The 17,372-nt window shown below is 47.7% G+C and carries 16 protein-coding genes and 1 other annotated feature; of the genes, 7 read left to right on the plus strand and 9 right to left on the minus strand.

Going from position 1 to position 17,372, the window contains the following annotated elements:
• Positions 1 to 2: 2 nt before the first annotated feature.
• The 6 genes from GW590_RS14170 to GW590_RS14195 all read left to right on the plus strand — a co-directional run bounded on the left by GW590_RS14170 (position 3) and on the right by GW590_RS14195 (position 6,719).
• Positions 3 to 971: a glycosyltransferase gene (locus tag GW590_RS14170; RefSeq protein WP_169403699.1), complete on the plus strand. Its 969-nt coding sequence runs from the start codon at positions 3 to 5 to the stop codon at positions 969 to 971.
• On the plus strand, positions 968 to 1,585 hold the full coding sequence (locus GW590_RS14175) for a histidine phosphatase family protein (RefSeq protein WP_169403700.1): 618 nt from the start codon (positions 968 to 970) through the stop codon (positions 1,583 to 1,585). Before GW590_RS14170 ends, GW590_RS14175 begins: the two co-directional genes overlap by 4 nt.
• Before the next feature lie 3 nt (positions 1,586 to 1,588).
• On the plus strand, positions 1,589 to 2,629 hold the full coding sequence (locus GW590_RS14180) for a glycosyltransferase family protein (RefSeq protein ID WP_169403701.1): 1,041 nt from the start codon (positions 1,589 to 1,591) through the stop codon (positions 2,627 to 2,629).
• Between the two features lie 104 nt (positions 2,630 to 2,733).
• Positions 2,734 to 4,146: a mannose-1-phosphate guanylyltransferase/mannose-6-phosphate isomerase gene (locus GW590_RS14185; RefSeq protein WP_235955951.1), complete on the plus strand. Its 1,413-nt coding sequence runs from the start codon at positions 2,734 to 2,736 to the stop codon at positions 4,144 to 4,146.
• 15 nt (positions 4,147 to 4,161) lie between these two features.
• Positions 4,162 to 5,541 carry a phosphohexomutase domain-containing protein gene (locus GW590_RS14190; RefSeq protein ID WP_169403897.1) on the plus strand — a complete coding sequence of 460 codons (1,380 nt, stop codon included), beginning with the start codon at positions 4,162 to 4,164 and terminating at the stop codon, positions 5,539 to 5,541.
• Between the two features lie 89 nt (positions 5,542 to 5,630).
• On the plus strand, positions 5,631 to 6,719 hold the full coding sequence (locus GW590_RS14195) for a glycosyltransferase (protein WP_211186782.1): 1,089 nt from the start codon (positions 5,631 to 5,633) through the stop codon (positions 6,717 to 6,719).
• 113 nt (positions 6,720 to 6,832) lie between these two features.
• On the opposite strand, the gene GW590_RS14200 is transcribed toward GW590_RS14195, so the two are convergent.
• Positions 6,833 to 7,723 carry a hypothetical protein gene (locus GW590_RS14200; RefSeq protein ID WP_169403704.1) on the minus strand — a complete coding sequence of 297 codons (891 nt, stop codon included), beginning with the start codon at positions 7,721 to 7,723 and terminating at the stop codon, positions 6,833 to 6,835.
• 598 nt (positions 7,724 to 8,321) lie between these two features.
• Here GW590_RS14200 and gndA point away from each other — a divergent pair.
• Positions 8,322 to 9,731 carry an NADP-dependent phosphogluconate dehydrogenase gene (gene gndA, locus GW590_RS14205; RefSeq protein ID WP_169403705.1) on the plus strand — a complete coding sequence of 470 codons (1,410 nt, stop codon included), beginning with the start codon at positions 8,322 to 8,324 and terminating at the stop codon, positions 9,729 to 9,731.
• Positions 9,732 to 9,823: 92 nt separating this feature from the next.
• On the opposite strand, the gene hisIE is transcribed toward gndA, so the two are convergent.
• From hisIE to hisG, 8 genes are read right to left on the minus strand one after another with little or no spacing between them, the layout of a single operon-like run.
• Entirely contained in the window at positions 9,824 to 10,438 is a 615-nt protein-coding gene (gene hisIE / locus GW590_RS14210) for a bifunctional phosphoribosyl-AMP cyclohydrolase/phosphoribosyl-ATP diphosphatase HisIE (RefSeq protein ID WP_169403898.1), read from the minus strand.
• Between the two features lie 35 nt (positions 10,439 to 10,473).
• Complete coding sequence (gene hisF / locus GW590_RS14215) at positions 10,474 to 11,247, minus strand: imidazole glycerol phosphate synthase subunit HisF (protein ID WP_169403706.1); 774 nt, start codon at positions 11,245 to 11,247, stop codon at positions 10,474 to 10,476.
• Positions 11,229 to 11,966 (minus strand): 1-(5-phosphoribosyl)-5-[(5-phosphoribosylamino)methylideneamino]imidazole-4-carboxamide isomerase, encoded by a 738-nt coding sequence (gene hisA, locus GW590_RS14220; protein WP_169403707.1) that lies wholly within the window; start codon positions 11,964 to 11,966, stop codon positions 11,229 to 11,231. Before hisA ends, hisF begins: the two co-directional genes overlap by 19 nt.
• A gap of 5 nt (positions 11,967 to 11,971) precedes the next feature.
• The gene (gene hisH, locus GW590_RS14225; RefSeq protein WP_169403708.1) at positions 11,972 to 12,562 is read right to left on the minus strand and encodes an imidazole glycerol phosphate synthase subunit HisH; all 591 of its coding nucleotides are present in this window, start codon (positions 12,560 to 12,562) and stop codon (positions 11,972 to 11,974) included.
• Positions 12,562 to 13,629: a bifunctional histidinol-phosphatase/imidazoleglycerol-phosphate dehydratase HisB gene (hisB, locus tag GW590_RS14230; protein WP_169403899.1), complete on the minus strand. Its 1,068-nt coding sequence runs from the start codon at positions 13,627 to 13,629 to the stop codon at positions 12,562 to 12,564. The genes hisH and hisB overlap by 1 nt, the downstream gene beginning before the upstream one ends.
• Positions 13,630 to 13,640: 11 nt before the next feature.
• The gene (gene hisC, locus GW590_RS14235; RefSeq protein ID WP_169403900.1) at positions 13,641 to 14,774 is read right to left on the minus strand and encodes a histidinol-phosphate transaminase; all 1,134 of its coding nucleotides are present in this window, start codon (positions 14,772 to 14,774) and stop codon (positions 13,641 to 13,643) included.
• Positions 14,774 to 16,087 (minus strand): histidinol dehydrogenase, encoded by a 1,314-nt coding sequence (gene hisD, locus GW590_RS14240; RefSeq protein ID WP_169403709.1) that lies wholly within the window; start codon positions 16,085 to 16,087, stop codon positions 14,774 to 14,776. The genes hisC and hisD overlap by 1 nt, the downstream gene beginning before the upstream one ends.
• A gap of 4 nt (positions 16,088 to 16,091) precedes the next feature.
• Positions 16,092 to 16,991: an ATP phosphoribosyltransferase gene (hisG, locus tag GW590_RS14245; protein ID WP_169403710.1), complete on the minus strand. Its 900-nt coding sequence runs from the start codon at positions 16,989 to 16,991 to the stop codon at positions 16,092 to 16,094.
• A 101-nt stretch (positions 16,992 to 17,092) separates the two neighbouring features.
• Positions 17,093 to 17,216: a sequence feature (His leader region), on the minus strand.
• Between the last annotated feature and the right edge of the window lie 156 nt (positions 17,217 to 17,372).

The following is a 17,372-nucleotide window of genomic DNA, read 5'->3' on the forward strand; positions in this document are numbered from 1 at the left end:
ATATGTCCTATCCAAGAGTGCTTATTACTACTTACCATCACGCTTTCCTTGTTAAAGGTGGCGGTGAATATGAAATATTCTCTATCGCAGATACATTGAAGCAACAAGGGCTAATTGTTGATGTTTATGGCCCGTATTCTCGTTCCTTAGATGATTATGATGTGGTCCTTCATTTTTCCGTCCATGGCGGTGGTCTGGAGCTTTTGGAGCAGGTTAAAGAGGCAAATAAGCCAATTATTTTGTGGCCTAACTTATGGGTCCGGGAAGGCGATAGCGTTTCACCTGATCTAATCAGCTCATATTTAGCACTGTCTGATGCTGTCGTGTTCAAGTCTGTCGCTGAGAAAAATAACTTTTCTCGTTATTTTGAACTACCGGAAGAGAAATGTCGCGATATCAATATATGTGTCGATGGCTCTTATCTTAACGCTGCACCGCCCGATCTATTTAAGACCTTATACGGACTGGATAAATATGCTATCTGGTTTGGGGTTATCGAAAGTAATAAAAACCAACTACAGGCCGTTCAGGTTCTTCGCGAGAAAGGCATTAAATTGGTATTGGTCGGCAGTGCGCGAACCAAGTCTTATCTCCAGGCTTGTCTGGATGCCGGTGGTGAGGATATTCTGGTTATACCTAATTTACCTTACAAATCTGAAATCGTGCGTTCTGCGTTACAAGGCGCAATGTTCTATATTGAGGTAGGTCATGAACCGGCTGGATTATCAGCCATTGAAGCTGGTTTGTCAGGATGTAAACTCGTTTTAAGTGACTCAGAATGGTCCAGAGAGCATTTCGGTGACAATGCATTTTATGCTGACCCAAAAAGTAAAGAAAGCCTGAGTAATGCTGTAGACGCAGTCCTTGCCGCTGACTTATCTTCAACAGCTTTGACGGATTCGCTACAGCGTTTCTGTCTGCCTAAAGCGGCAGATCCACTGATTAATATTCTGCAGAGTTTTACGCGATGAGATTATTTCTATTTCGTCATGGTCTATCAAATGCGAATAAGGCCCGTTTGGTTACCGGGACACCAGAGGACTCCTTGTCATTTGAAGGAATCGTACAGGCAAAACGTTTAGCTACCTGGGTTGAAGAAGTTAACATTAAGGCTGATTTCTATACTTTCAGCCATTGGCAACGTGCACAGCAAACAGCAAAATGTATTTTTGCTGATGTTAGTTGGTATGAAGATAGGCGGATCGGTGAAACATTTGCCGGTAGTGTTGCCGATTTACCTCTGCAGCAGTTTTTACACGAACAACCTGATTTCTACCTTAATCCTGAGAACCACTATCCTGATGGCGAATCCCATCTTGATTTACAGCAAAGGGTGAAAACCTGGTTTCATGAGTTGGTTGATAGCTCGTACCGTAATGTGGTGGCCGTGACCCATGCCGGTCCGATAGCTTGTATACTGCATGACATCTTAGATATTCCTATGTCGCGCTTTCCTGCCATACTTCCGCAGAATGCGACCTTGACTGTTATCGATGCCGAACGCAAAGGCGGGAAAATTGTCACAAAGTTGATCGGATTATCGTTAGGTGCAACTGAAAATCTGCATGCTTCTCTCAAAGGATAAATAATGCGTGTTGTTGCTTTACAGCGGGAATCTCATGTTGCCGTAGGTGTTCCCTCATTATCCGTCTCTGCGAGGATCACTGAGGTGCTTGAATATATGCAGTTTCAGGGCAAGCTTGTCTATGCATCAATTTCCGAGTCTGATCCAGTAGCTTTAAATGCTATTGAGTGGGCTGATGTACTGATACTGAGTAAGCACAGTTCACAACAAGCTCTTGATATTACTCGTGAGGCGAAAAGAAAAAATGTCAAAGTCATTTATGATATCGATGACTGGATTTTTTCATTTCCAACATATAGCGCAGCAGCTCAGCAGAGTCAGCGTCTGCCAGTAATACATGAAATACTTTCTTTAGCTGATATTGTTACGGTTGCAAACGATTATCTATTAGACCGTGTTGCCAGTTTTTTGCCAGATGTCGTTCTGGTACCGAACGGAATGTGGGTGGATAAATATGCAACTCGTGAATCTGTACTATCGCGTGACAATAATACACATAAAATTATTTTCACTAATGCTGATATGATTAAAATGCAGGCTTCCAAAGAGATGCTCTTTACGGCACTGCAAGTTTTTTTCACCAAGAATAAAAATTATACTCTTGATTTTTATGGTGATCCTTTCCCAGAAATGCATTCTTTACCATTTTTATATTTTACCAACAGAATGCCTTATGACAGCTATATGCGTGCATTAGTGTCTGGTAAATATGAGTTTTCTATTTCCCCACTGGGAAGTTCCGAAGACACCGAGGCGGTGAGTTTTAATCAGTGTAAAAACCCATTCAAATATCTCAATTATGGTTGTGCGGGTGTGCCAGGTATTTATTCTAATGCTACTATTTATGAGAATGCCGTTGATGACCGTCAGACCGGTATATTGATCGAAAATGATTACCTTTCATGGCTTGATGCACTGCAAGTCATGGCAACAGATCGTAAGTTAAGAAAAAATATAGCAAAAAACGCATTCGATGACGTGAACAACAACTACCATATTAAAACAAGTGCTGATGTACTGGCTGATATTATATTTAGTCGCTAATGTTTTTGTATTTTTAGTTAAAGAAACTAATGTTGGTTTTCATTGATTCTCCACTCTGTATTATTTGAATGATTTCTGGAAGAATTTTAAGCCGAGAGCGAATTATGACATCACTTATATTACCCGTCATCATGGCGGGTGGTGCCGGGACGCGTCTGTGGCCGCTTTCTCGCACGCATTTTCCTAAGCAGTTTCTTTCACTTACCAGTGAAAATACTTTATTTCAAGATACCTTGTCACGTATCGATCAAGATAATTATGCCGATCCACTTATTGTCTGCAATAACGATCATCGTTTTTTAGTCGCCGAACAATTACGCCAGCAGGCTCTTTCACACAGTGGGATTATCCTGGAACCCGCAGCCAGGAATACTGCACCAGCAATTGCTTTGGCAGCACTAAAAGCTATTCAGGATAATCCTGACGCTATTCTTTTAATTCTTGCTGCTGACCACTATATTGATGATATTGCTAAATTTAATAATACCGTAAACAGTGCCTTACCGTTAGTTGAAAAAGGCAAAATGGTTACGTTTGGCGTTTGCCCGACTGCCCCGGAGACCGGATATGGTTACATCAAAAGTGGTGAGCCTGTCGAGGACGCTTTTAGCGTAGCAAGCTTTGTTGAAAAACCAGTTAGATCTATTGCTGAGAGTTATCTGGCGGCAGGTGGATATTATTGGAACAGTGGTATATTCCTGTTCAAAGCATCCCAATATATTGCTGAATTAGAAAAGTACTGTCCAGAAGTATTGAGTGCCTGTCAAAATGCGCTGCAGAATTCTCACCAGGATCTGGATTTCATCCGACTGGATAGCAATGAATTTGAAAAATCACCTGATATTTCAATTGACTATGCGGTCATGGAGCGTACGACTGATGCTGTAGTTATGCCTCTGGATGTCAAATGGAACGATGTTGGTTCATGGTCAGCCCTGTGGGAAATCGGTGATAAAGACTCAAGCGGCAACGTAGTACGTGGCGATGTGCTTCTTGAAAATACGCAAAATTGTTATATCAATGCAGGAAGTAAACTTGTAACAACTGTTGGGCTCAAGGATATTATTGTCGTTGAGACCAGGGATGCTGTTCTGGTGGCCGATAAACAACAAGTACAACAGGTAAAGTTAATCGTCAACAGACTACAACAGGAAGGTCGTAAAGAAGCGTTGCAGCACAAAGAAGTCTTTCGTCCCTGGGGATATCATGATGATATCTCAGAGGGGGACCGTTATCAGGTTAAAAGAGTTTATCTCAAACCTGGTCATAAAATTTCACCTCAAATCCATTATCATCGCACAGAGCATTGGATTGTTGTTTCGGGTACTGCCAGAGTATTAAAAGGGGACGATGTTTTCGTTTTGGCCGAAAATGAATCAACGTATATCCCTGTCGGCGTTGCTCATTCACTTGAAAATCCTGGTAGTGTGCCATTGGAATTGATTGAGATACATTCTGGTCTCTATTTGTCGGAAGATGATATTGTGCGATTGGATGGAAATAATCCTGTTAAGTGAATCTTGGAAGCGATGATGAACAAATCATATGATATGCCATGCTTTAAACTTTATGATATTCGCGGGAAAATTGGCCAAGAATTAAATACTGAAATCGCCTACCGTATTGGACGTGCTTACTCGCAGTATTTAAAACCTAAGAATATTGCCATTGGCGGTGATGTTCGCTTAACAACAGACTCATTAAAGTCTGCCCTTGCTGAAGGGTTGATGGATGCGGGGACCAATGTCATTGACCTTGGATTGACGGGTACCGAAGAAATTTACCACGCCGCTTTTTCCATGGCTGTTGATGGTGGTATTGAAGTTACAGCCAGCCATAATCCAATTGATTATAATGGTATGAAGTTAGTGGGTAAAAATTCAGTGCCCATTAGCGGCAGTAATGGCCTTCGTGAAATTCAGGAACTTGCCGAACAGGGAATTTTCCCCGAGATATCGCATCGCGGGACTTATACTAAAGTCTCTAATCTAAATAATTATATCGACCATCTATTCACTTATCTTTCCCTTGATTCCCTTAAGCCGATGCGTTTGGTTGTCAATGCCGGGAATGGTGCTGCGGGGCATGTTATCGATGAGATTGAAAAGCGGTTTCATCAGCTTCAGATTCCCGTTGAGTTTATCAAGATTCATCATGAAGTCGACGGTACCTTTCCTCATGGTATCCCCAACCCACTATTACCTGAATGCCGGGCTGATACCTCACGCGCAGTGATTGAGACCGGTGCGGATATGGGCATTGCCTGGGATGGCGATTTTGACCGCTGCTTCCTCTTTGATGAGGGCGGAAATTTTGTAGAAGGCTACTACATTGTCGGGTTACTTGCAGAAGCTTTCCTGCAAAAAAATCCTGGCGAAAAAATAATTCACGATCCGCGATTAGTCTGGAATACCCAAGATATTGTTTCCCAAACCGGTGGCATTCCAGTTATGTCTAAAACCGGTCACGCATTTATTAAAGAAAGAATGCGTGCTGAAGATGCGATCTATGGCGGAGAGATGAGCGCGCATCACTATTTCCGCTCTTTTGCTTATTGTGATTCGGGAATGATCCCTTGGTTACTGGTTGCTGAATTATTATCAATCAAGAACTTAAAACTTTCTGAAGCTGTGGATTCGCGTATTAAATTATATCCGTCATCGGGTGAACTAAACATGACGTTAGCTGATCCGCAAACTGCAATAGATAGTTTACAACAACATTACCTCAACCAGGCTATTGCCACCAACGACATTGATGGTTTGAGCATGGAGTTTGCTGACTGGCGCTTTAATCTTAGAAGTTCCAATACTGAACCCGTTGTAAGACTAAATGTTGAATCAAGACATCAGCCTGAGTTGATGCAAAAGAAAACGGACGAGATTATTAATATTTTAAAATCATTTAGTTGATTGGTTATTTGTTGTTTTGAGGTCAGGGGATATGGCTGCTTGACACTTTTAAAAATATAGTTTATTCGTATATAATGAAAATCTTACACGTGTACAGAACCTGCTTTCCTGAAACGAAAGGTGGACTTGAACAAGTCATACGTTTTATTACTCAGGGAGTTCAGCATTATGGTATTGAGTCTAAAATTTTATCTCTTTCTGATGAAGCTGATAAGAATTTTTCCTTCGAAGGTACCGAGATTATCTTAAAGAAGAAAAGTTGGGAAATTTCATCAAATGGCTTTTCTTGGGGTTTAATTAGCGAGTTTCGTAAATTAGCTGATTGGGCAGATGTGATTAACTATCATTATCCATGGCCAAGTGGTGATGTGCTTAGCTTGTTTGCTAAAAGCGACAAGCCTTCCGTGGTCACCTATCATTCGGATATTGTTAAACAGCGACTTTTAAAACATCTTTATAAACCTCTTGAACGTCATTTCCTTACTAATGTCAGCCGTATTATTGCTACCTCTCCGCAATATGTCGAAACCAGCCTTACATTAAGACCCTTTAAAAACAAATGCTCGGTAATTCCCTTAGGTATTGAACCCGATTCATACCCACCTGCAAAAACCGATAATTTAGCCAAATGGCAGCAAACCGTTGGGACGGGATTTTATTTGTTTGTTGGTGTTTTACGTTATTACAAAGGCTTGCACTACCTGATTGATGCGGCAGAAATATCAGGTCTTCCGGTTATTATTGCAGGTAATGGCCCGTTGCGTGAAGAGCTCGAAGCACGGGTGTCACAAAAGAAACTGCAAAACGTACGTTTTGTTGGACATATTAGCGATGAGGATAAAATCTCACTGCTGACCCTGTGCAAAGCATTTGTATTTCCTTCTCATCTGCGCTCCGAGGCGTTTGGGATTTCTTTGCTTGAGGCTCAATTATTTGCCAAACCTATAATAAGCTGTGAGGTTGGCTCTGGATCGAGCTATGTAAATAGCAATGGTGAAACAGGTTTTATTGTGCCCGCTGGGGATGTTCGAGCCATTGCGGATTGCATGATGCGCCTTGAAAGTGACCCACAACTTTGCAAGGCCATGGGTGATAAAGGACGCCAAAGAATGTTGTCAATGTTTACTGCAAAAGAAATGGCGCGCCGTTACGCGGAAGTTTATCAAGAGTTAGTTTAGCCGGTGGCCAAGCGGCTTTTCCCTTGTTGCCATGTTTTGATTTAACGCTTTACCTATAGAATGAGGCTGACTGACCATCATACTCTTTACATGGCCAGTTAGCCCATAAGCCGTTATGGCTTTTTAAATAACTTCGCGGTATATCCAGTATGCGGGTGGGGATGCGTTGAATAATATTCTGAGAAGTAATGCTTGTACAAACGGGTATATACTTCTTGTGTCTGCTTGAGAAGTGGAGGGTAGTTATCCTCGGCATCTGCTTTATCTATTACTTCTCCAATTCCCGCGACTACTTCACGTTCAAAATCATTCAAGCAGTAAGTTAAGCTCTTGATATGATCCTGAGAGTAAGCGACTACCTTAATATCATGTCTTAGGGTAATAAAAGTGCTAAGCAATCTTTCAATGATAAAGGGTAAAAAGGGGGCTGGGTCTGTGTGGGTGGTATTTTCGAGCACGCCTTTGCTAATGGCACTATCTGGATTGTTCAGTAAGTAATTTTCTATCGGTATCAATATTTCTTCAGCATACAGCTGCCAGAAGCGAGGTGCCCCGAGCCAAAAATTAGAATAACAAAGTGTACTGTGGTTCTGACGTGGCAATGAATATAGATTAATATCAATATTACAGGCAGTAAGCAGATCTTGCGCACGTCTTGTGATGCCAGGATGAAAAACTTCACCATGCATCCAGACATTGTAAGAAATATAAGCCAAAGGCGGGAATGCATTAATTATATATATATCAGCTTGTTCAGATTCGTTGATGAAATCGATCAGCTTTTGTCCAGATATCATTGTCTTAAGAGTGAACTTCGGCGAAATCACTCCTGAGTAATCATATTGTTGATACTGCCTGCTTTTATAAAAATCCAGTAAGATTCTGAATTCTCGCCACTCTGCATGGTTGTTATTATGTAATTTCAGCGCCTGAAAAGCAGCCTCATGTAGGGTTTGCCCTTCCGCATACAGTGGCTCAAAAATCCCCAAGGTTTTTTCATTCATTTATCAACTCCAACATTTAATGCCGATGATTTCTAAGTAATTTTGTATCATCGGTCATTTCGCTGTACATCTCGGTAATCGATGATCTCCCCGATTTTGGTTTGCATTGTAGTCATCCACTATGCTGAGTACCAGCGCTAGTTTTAAGCAGATGAATAGGGTGGTTACGAAATATCCAAAAAGTATTGCCATGCATTAACAGGCTATTGCAGGTTTGTTTTGAAGTGATGCACCGTAGCAGTAGAATAAATCATAATATCATCAAGAGATTTATAAGACTGCATGGCTTGTTGGAGATTACAGCAATTTCAGCACCGCTCTTTTTGACCTGCAATCCCCCTTTGTTACCGGTAAAGTGTCGATTGCACAGAAATCCGCCGTGGAGAGGGATCAGGCTGGGAGAGATGCTGGTGTGAGATGCCCTCCATACCCGCCAGGCCAATTAATTTGCCGAGAGTTATGGCTGTGATAGGTACACCCTTGGTGATTCTGATGTACAATGTTTAAGTTCATTTGTATGGCGCGGCATGTATAAACCCACTAACAACAGGGGCTTGAGGCTTGCCGGGCTATCGACTATTTCAGACAGGAGTTGCTAATGTCCAAACAACAGATCGGCGTCGTTGGTATGGCGGTCATGGGCCGTAACCTGGCGCTCAATATTGAGAGCCGTGGTTATTCCGTTTCCATTTTTAACCGTTCTGGCGACAAGACCGATGAAGTCGTTGCCGAGAATCCGGGTAAAAATCTGGTTCCGTACAAAACCGTCGAAGAGTTTGTTGAGTCACTGGAAAAACCACGCCGTATTCTGCTGATGGTGAAAGCAGGCGAAGCAACGGATAAAACCATCGCCTCGCTGACCCCACACCTTGATAAAGGTGACATCCTTATCGATGGCGGCAACACCTTCTATAAAGATACCATCCGTCGTAACAAAGAACTTTCTGCTCAGGGCTTTAACTTTATCGGTACCGGCGTTTCCGGTGGTGAAGAGGGCGCACTGAAAGGCCCATCCATTATGCCTGGTGGTCAGAAAGAAGCTTACGAACTGGTTGCGCCTATCCTCGAGCAGATTGCTGCTCGTGCAGAAGACGGCGATGCCTGTGTAGCTTACATTGGCGCAGACGGTGCCGGTCACTATGTGAAAATGGTACACAACGGTATCGAATACGGCGATATGCAACTGATTGCCGAAGCCTATTCACTGCTTAAGCAGTCTCTGGGTCTGAGCAATGAAGAGCTGGCAACGACTTTCGCCGAGTGGAACAAAGGCGAGCTGAGCAGCTACCTGATCGATATCACCAAAGATATCTTCACCAAGAAAGACGAAGCCGGTAAGTATCTGGTTGACGTGATCCTGGATGAAGCAGCAAACAAAGGCACCGGTAAGTGGACCAGCCAAAGCTCGCTGGATCTTGGCGAACCGCTGACGCTGATTACTGAATCTGTATTTGCCCGTTACCTTTCTTCGCTGAAAGACCAACGCGTAGCCGCTTCCAAAGTATTGAGCGGTCCTGCGGTCAAAGCCTTTGCCGGTGATAAGGCAGAATTTGTCGAAAAAATTCGTCGCGCTCTGTACCTGGGTAAAATCGTTTCTTATGCTCAGGGCTTCTCACAGCTGAAAGCAGCTTCTGAAGAAAATAACTGGGATCTGAACTACGGCGAAATTGCCAAGATCTTCCGCGCCGGTTGTATTATCCGCGCCCAGTTCCTGCAGAAAATCACCGACGCCTATGAAGAAAACGCGGCTATTGCCAATCTGTTGCTGGCCCCTTACTTCAAAAACATTGCTGACGAATATCAGCAAGCGCTGCGTGATGTGGTGTCTTATGCCGTGCAGAACGGTATTCCAACGCCAACCTTCTCTGCTGCGATCAACTATTATGACAGCTACCGCAGTGCGGTGCTGCCAGCTAACCTGATCCAGGCACAGCGCGATTACTTTGGTGCTCATACTTACAAACGCACTGATAAAGAAGGCGTATTCCATACCGAATGGATGGAATAATCGTCAACGGCGGGTGAGTGATATCACCCGCCAGATAATAAAAAACCGCTGAGGTGTGATACCTCAGCGGTTTTTTTGTGTCTAAAGCCCGCTTATTTGGCGTGGCGTTGACGCAGATTCTCAATCACTGTACTAAGATCCAAATCCTGGTCCTGCAGCAGCACTAACAGGTGGTAAATCAGGTCAGAGGCTTCGTTTTTCAGTTCAAAGCGATCGTTAACCGTGGCCGCCAGGGCGGTTTCAACCCCTTCTTCACCCACTTTTTGCGCAATACGTTTGGTGCCGCTGGCATAAAGTTTGGCGGTATAGGAGCTGGCCGGATCGGCGGTTTTACGCTCTGCCAGCAGTTGTTCAAGCTGATAGAGGAAACCCCAGTCGCTGCTCGCCGGGTGGAAGCAGCTGTTGGTACCTTTATGGCAGGTCGGGCCAACCGGGTGCACCAGGATCAGCAGTGAGTCATTATCACAATCCGGGGTGATGCTGACTACGTTCAGGAAGTTGCCGGAGCTTTCGCCCTTGGTCCACAGACGTTGTTTGGTACGCGAGAAAAAGGTCACTTTCGCGGATGACTGCGTTACGCTCAGTGCTTCCTGGTTCATATAGCCCATCATCAGTACTTCACCCGAAACGGCATGTTGCACAATGGCCGGCATCATATGGTCGGTTTTTTCCCAGTCCAGCTGACTAAGTTGTTGTTCGCTCAACATCAGCGGTTGTACCACGGGTTTTACTTCTTGATTACTCACAAGCGGATCTCCACGCCTTGATCGGCCAGATAGCGTTTAAGCTCGCCGATATTGATAATTTGTTTGTGGAACACCGAGGCGGCCAGGGTGCCGTCGACTTTTGCCTGATCGAAGGCATCAAAAAAATGTTCACGGGTGCCGGCACCGCCGGAGGCGATCAAGGGCACGTGGCAAACTTCGCGGATCATCTTCAACTGTTTAAGATCATAGCCGTTGCGCACGCCATCCTGATTCATCATATTGAGCACAATTTCACCGGCTCCGCGTTCCTGCACTTCTCTGACCCAGTCCAGTGTCTGCCAGCGGGTGATTTTAGTGCGCGCTTCGTCGCCGGTAAACTGATGCACCTGATAGGTATCGCTTACCGCATCGTGCCAGGTATCGATACCTATCACGATACATTGTACGCCGTAGCGGTCTGCCAGACGACTGATCAGCGTGGGGTCGGCCAGCGCCGGGGAGTTAATAGAGATTTTGTCGGCACCAAATTGCAGGATATTGCCAGCATCTTCAATACTTTTAATACCACCGGCGACGCAGAAGGGAATATCGATCACTTCTGCCACGCGGGAGATCCAGCTTTTATCCACCACGCGTCCGTCCGAAGAGGCGGTGATATCATAAAATACCAGCTCATCGGCACCTTCTTCGGCGTAACGTTTGGCCAGCGGCACAATATCGCCGATGATCTCATGATTACGGAACTGCACGCCTTTGACTACCTGACCGTCTTTTACATCCAGGCAGGGAATTATCCGTTTTGCCAGCATGAAATTGCCTCCGTTACGTTAAATTTGCCATCGAGCAGGGCGCGACCGACGATCACCCCTTTGACACCGCTGCCGCGCAGGGCGGCAATATCGTCCAGGCAGCCAATGCCACCAGAAGCCTGAAACGCCACCTGTGGGAAACGCTGGCAAACCTCACGGTAAAGCTCAACGTTAGAACCGGCAAGGGTGCCATCACGGGAGATATCGGTGCAGAGTACGTGTTTCAGGCCAAAAGGCAGAAACTGTTCCACGACCTGCTCCAGCGTCGAGTCAGAGTTTTCCTGCCAGCCGCTGACTGCGACCTGTTTGTTGCCCGCGTTATCAATACGCACATCGAGCGCCAATACCAGAGCGTCGGCACCAAAGCGGGTGAACCATTGTTGTACCATTTCCGGCTGCTTAACGGCGGTGGAACCGACCACTACGCGTGCTACACCGGCCTCCAGCAGTGCCGCCACGTCTTCTTCGCTGCGAATACCACCCCCCACCTGCACCGGAATATTCACGCCAGCGACCAATTGCTTAAGTAACGGGATCTGGCGGGCTGCCGGATCTTTGGCACCGGTAAGATCCACCAGATGCAGCACCTCGGCCCCTTGCGCCTGATAATCCTGTAAACGCGGCAGTGGCGAATTGCCATAATCACGTTGCTGACCGTAATCGCCCTGATGCAAACGCACCACACTGCCTTCGATTAAATCCAAAGCGGGGATAATCATGCTGTTTACATCTCCAGAAAGTTTTTCAACAACTGCGCACCGGCGGCCCCCGAACGTTCCGGGTGGAATTGCACGCCAAAGAAGTTATCTTTCGCCACCGCCGCGGTAAAGGGTTCGCCGTACAGCGTCTGCGCGATGGTGTACTCGCACACCGGCATCGCAAAGCTGTGCACAAAATAGAAGTAGGCGTCTTTATCAATATTGCGAAACAGCGGGTGACCCGCCTGGGCGGATACTTTATTCCAGCCCATATGGGGTAACGGCAAGCCGACGTCAGGCATTCTTTTAACCGGCACATCGATAATGCCGAGGGTATCAATGCCGCCGCTCTCTTCACTGGCGGCCGCCAGCAACTGCATGCCCAGGCAAATACCCAGCACCGGCTGGGTACAGGCTTTAATCAGGCTAACCAGCTCACGCTCTTGCAACTGGTCCATGGCTGCCTGGGCAGTACCTACACCGGGCAGAAACAGTTTGTCGGCGCGCAGGACAATCTCGGGATCCCGGCTGATAGTCGGCGTATAGCCCAGACGTTGCACGGCGTAATTGACCGAGGAGAGGTTGGCACAGCCGGTATCAAGGATCACCACGTTCATCACAGCACTCCTTTTGAGCTGGGCAGGGTGTTGCCATCAACGCGGATCGCCTGACGCAGTGTGCGGCCAAAGGCTTTAAACAGGCTTTCAACACGGTGATGATCGTTTTTACCTTTGGTTTTCAGGTGCAGGGTGCAGCCCATGGCGTAGGAGAGCGAACTGAAAAAGTGTTCTACCATTTCGGTGCTGAGATCGCCGACGCGTTGATAGCTAAACTCGGCTTTATATTCCAGGTGCGGACGACCGGAAATATCCAGAGCACAACGGGCCAGGCATTCATCCATTGGCAGCACAAAGCCGAAGCGCGCGATGCCACGTTTGTCACCCAGGGCTTTATTCAGCGCTTCGCCCAGTGCCAACGCGGTATCTTCTACCGTGTGGTGATCGTCAATATAGAGGTCACCACCGACCTGGATATTCATACGAAAGCCGCCGTGGGTGGCGATTTGATCGAGCATATGGTCAAAGAAACCCACGCCGGTTTTGATTTTGCTGCCGCCTTCGCGATCCAGCCAGACTTCGACCTCAATAGCGGTTTCGCGGGTCACGCGATTGACTTTGGCATAGCGGTCACGTTGTGTCAGCTGCTTGGCAATGGCCGCCCAGCCCAGATTTTCACGTTGATAACGTAAACCGGCAATGCCCATATTTTGCGCCAACTGGATATCGGTATCGCGGTCGCCGATAACATAGCTGTTCGCTACGTCCATCACCGGGTTTTCCAGATACTCTTTGACCAGCAGGGTTTTTGGCTTGCGGCAGGCGCAGTGATCGGCCGGCAGATGCGGACAGATCAGCACCTCATCAAACACCACCCCTTGCGAGGTCAGCACCTGCATCATCAGGTTATGCGGGGGATCAAAGGTCTCCTGAGGGAAACTGTCGGTACCCAGGCCATCCTGATTGGTGATCATCACCAGTTTAAAACCGGCACTTTGCAGCGCCAGCAGCGCCGGGATCACCTGTGGTTCAAAGGCCAGTTTATCCAGGCGATCGACCTGGAAATCTTCAGGTGGTTCGGCAATCAAAGTACCATCGCGGTCGATAAAAAGAATTTTCTGCAAAATTGGCGGTTGGCTCACATTGGCTCCTTACTGGCGCTGACGGTTTCACTAATGGATGAGTTGGCGCCCGGTAAAGGACGTAATGCGTCAACCACGCGCTGACACTCTTGACGTGTGCCAATAGTAATACGTAAACAGCCGGAAAGTCCCGGTTGTTTATTCTGGTCGCGCAGGATAATACCTTGATCCCACAGTGTTTTAAAAACCGCACTGGCAGCGCTGAATCGGGCCAGCAAATAATTGCTTTCGCTGGTGAATACCTGCTCGACGCAGGCGGTCTGTTGCAGCTGTTGTTGTAGCCACAGACGATTTTCACTAATTTCAGCCACGCGGGCGCGCATCAGTGCCAGTCCCTGATCGCTTAACGCCTGGGCGGCAATATCTGCAACCGGCGTGGAGAGTGGATAGGGGGCGATTACCTTCATCAGAACATCAATCAATTCAACGTTAGCCAGGGTAAATCCGCAGCGCAGACCGGCGAGAGCGAAGGCTTTAGACAAAGTGCGCAAAATGGCCAGATGCGGATAGTCCTGCAACCAGCCAGCCACTGTGGCCTGCGGGCAAAACTCGATATAGGCTTCATCGACGGCCACAATGGCTTTGCCACGAGTGGTTTCCAGCAGAGAGCGAATATCGTCAGGATTAATCAGATTACCGGTAGGGTTGTTTGGGCTACAAACATACACCAGCTTTACGCCGTCCAGCGCTTGCTCAATGGCCGGCAAATCCAACTGCCAGTCGGCTTTGGCCATGACGGTACGGCCTTCTACGCCAAAGGTTTCGGCACTGACGCTATACATGCCGTAGGTTGGCGGGCAATAAAGAATGGCATCTTTACCCGGTTCGCAGAAGGCGCGGATCAGCAGTTCAATGCTCTCATCGGCACCGCGACACACCAGCACCTGCTCCGGCTGCACACCGGCGTAGGCGGCATAACGGCGGATCACTTCCACCGGTTGACACTCCGGATAACGATTGAGGTTTTGCGAAGTCAGGGCAAAGCTCGGCGGCAGCGGGTACTCATTGGCATTCAGCCAGACGTCGCCGCTACCACCCAGTCGCCGCGCAGATAAATAGGGCGTCAGTTGCTGGACATTATCCCGCGCCAGCGTCATGACGGAGGCAGTGTTATTGGTGGTCTCGCTCATCATTTTTGCTCCATCAGGGCGGCAACGCGCAGAGTCACGGCATTTTTATGGGCGGTGAGCTGCTCGGCCTGGGCCAGGGTTTCAATGGTCGGTGCCAGTGCCAGTAAACCGGCTGGAGTTAACTGTTGTACCGTCATGCGTTTTTGGAAATCCGCCAGACCCAGGCTGGAACAGGTGGCGGTATAACCGTAAGTCGGTAACACATGGTTGGTGCCCGAGGCATAGTCTCCGGCAGACTCCGGTGACCAGTCGCCGAGGAATACCGATCCGGCGCTGGTAATGCTGTCAACCAACGCTTCTGGCTCGCGGGTTTGCAGTATCAGGTGCTCAGGTCCGTAGGCGTTGCTGATTTCAATACACTGCGCCAAATCACGGGTGACGATCAGGCGGCTGCTGGCCAGCGCCTGGCGGGCAATGTCGCTACGCGATAGCGTTTGCAGCTGGTTTTCAACCGCAATGGCGACTGCCGTGGCCATGTCGCGGTCTGGGGTCAGCAAAATGACCTGGGAATCGGGTCCATGTTCCGCCTGTGACAGCAAATCAGATGCCACAAAATCAGGGGTTGCCCCGGAATCGGCAATTACCAGCACTTCGGACGGTCCGGCAGGCATATCAATGGCTGCGCCGTTCAGCCGCTGGCTGACCTGACGTTTGGCTTCGGTGACATAGGCATTACCCGGGCCAAAGATTTTGGCCACTTTGGGCACACTTTCGGTGCCAAATGCCATGGCGGCAATGGCCTGCGCACCACCGAGCTGATAGACCTCGGTGACACCGCACAAACTGGCGGCATAGAGAATTTCGTCGGCAACCGGCGGTGGTGAACAGAGGATCACCTTATTGCATCCGGCAATACGCGCCGGCGTAGCCAGCATCAATACGGTAGAAGGCAAGGGGGCGGAGCCACCGGGGATATACAGCCCTACCGAGGCAATCGGTCGGGTGATCTGCTGACAGCGCACGCCAGGCTGCGTTTCTATATCTACCGCGGGCAAAATTTGCGCCCGATGAAAGGTTTCTATATTACGGACAGCATTGGCCATCGCCTGTTTAACGTCGTTACCCAGGCGTGCTGAAGCTTGTTCAATCTGCTGCGCCGTCACACGTAACGATGTCACTTCGGTTTTATCAAATCGCGCGCAGTATTCACGCAGCGCAACGTCGCCTTCATTAAGAACCCGCGTGAGGATCTCGTTAACCGACTCGGTAATGCTGCCTGAGGCGGCAATCGCCGGGCGAGTCAGTAAGCTGCGACGCTGTTGCTCATCGCATTGCTGCCAGTCAATGGGGGTTGAGAAACCGGTGGCTTGCATGGTCTTACTCCATCATCTTTTCAATTGGCAGTACCAGGATCGAGCTGGCACCCAGTGCTTTCAGTTTTTCCATGGTTTCCCAGAACAGTGTTTCGCTGCTGACCATATGCATGGCAACACGTTGTTTGTCATTGGCCAGTGGCAAAATGGTTGGACGTTCGGCTCCTGGCAGCAGAGCAATGATTTCATCCAGACGTTCACTTGGCGCATGCAGCATGATGTATTTTGATTCGCGGGCCTGAATAACACCCTGAATACGGATCAGCAGTTTGTCGATCAAGGCTTGTTTTGCCGCTGGCATTTCGCCGTCGCGCTGGATCAGACAGGCTTTGGAGCGGTAAATCACTTCATCTTCTTTCAGGCCATTGGCTTCCAGCGTGGCACCGGTAGAAACCAGATCGCAAATCGCATCGGAAAGACCGGCGCGCGGGGCAACTTCTACTGAGCCGTTCAGCAGGCAGGATTTAAAGTCGATACGCTTGCTGTCAAAATATTTTTTAAGGATATGCGGATAAGAAGTGGCAATACGTTTTGAATCCAGGCTTTCTGGCCCCTGGTAATCAAAGTCCAGCGGTGTTGCCAGCGACAGGCGGCAGCCGCCAAAATCGAGACGACGCAGGGTAAAATAGCGCGGGTCATCCCCTTGTGCGCGGCGGCTTAGTAGCTCTTCTTCCAGAACGTTTTCGCCGATAATGCCCAGGTCAACGACGCCGTCCATCACCAGTCCCGGAATATCGTCATCGCGAACGCGCAGAATATCGATATCCATATTTTCAGCAAAGGCAATCAGGCGCTGCTCTTGCAAATTGATTTTGATCCCGCAGCGTGCCAACAACTCACGGGAATCATCGCTCAGGCGACCGGATTTCTGCATGGCGATACGTAAACGATTTTTGTCCAACATGATGACCTCTATCCTTTCTTATATTCTGGGTATTTAGTGATAAAATAATTAATAAAATCTTAATATTCAATGAATTAACAGTGAGCTGTGAAATCAGGGATAAAAAAAAGCCCCCGGAAGAAATCTTCCGGGGGCTCTCTGCTACATTCTGCGCCACTGGAAGATCTTAAAAGTCTTCCAGCATCAATCTGCCTGAAAGACTAGTCAGGATGATGATGATGACGGTGGTTAATCAGAACGTTAAGCATGATGATGTCTCTTAATAAAGTTTTTGTGTTCTACCGCTGTTTGATATTGCGCAGACAGCCATAGATTGCAAATCAGTTGCTGGTTAAGCTAAACCACCAGGCCGGACGGCGCAACCTTTTTTTCGGCTAATGA

The organism is Rouxiella aceris (genome assembly GCF_012933545.1).
Lineage (GTDB): Bacteria > Pseudomonadota > Gammaproteobacteria > Enterobacterales > Enterobacteriaceae > Rouxiella > Rouxiella aceris.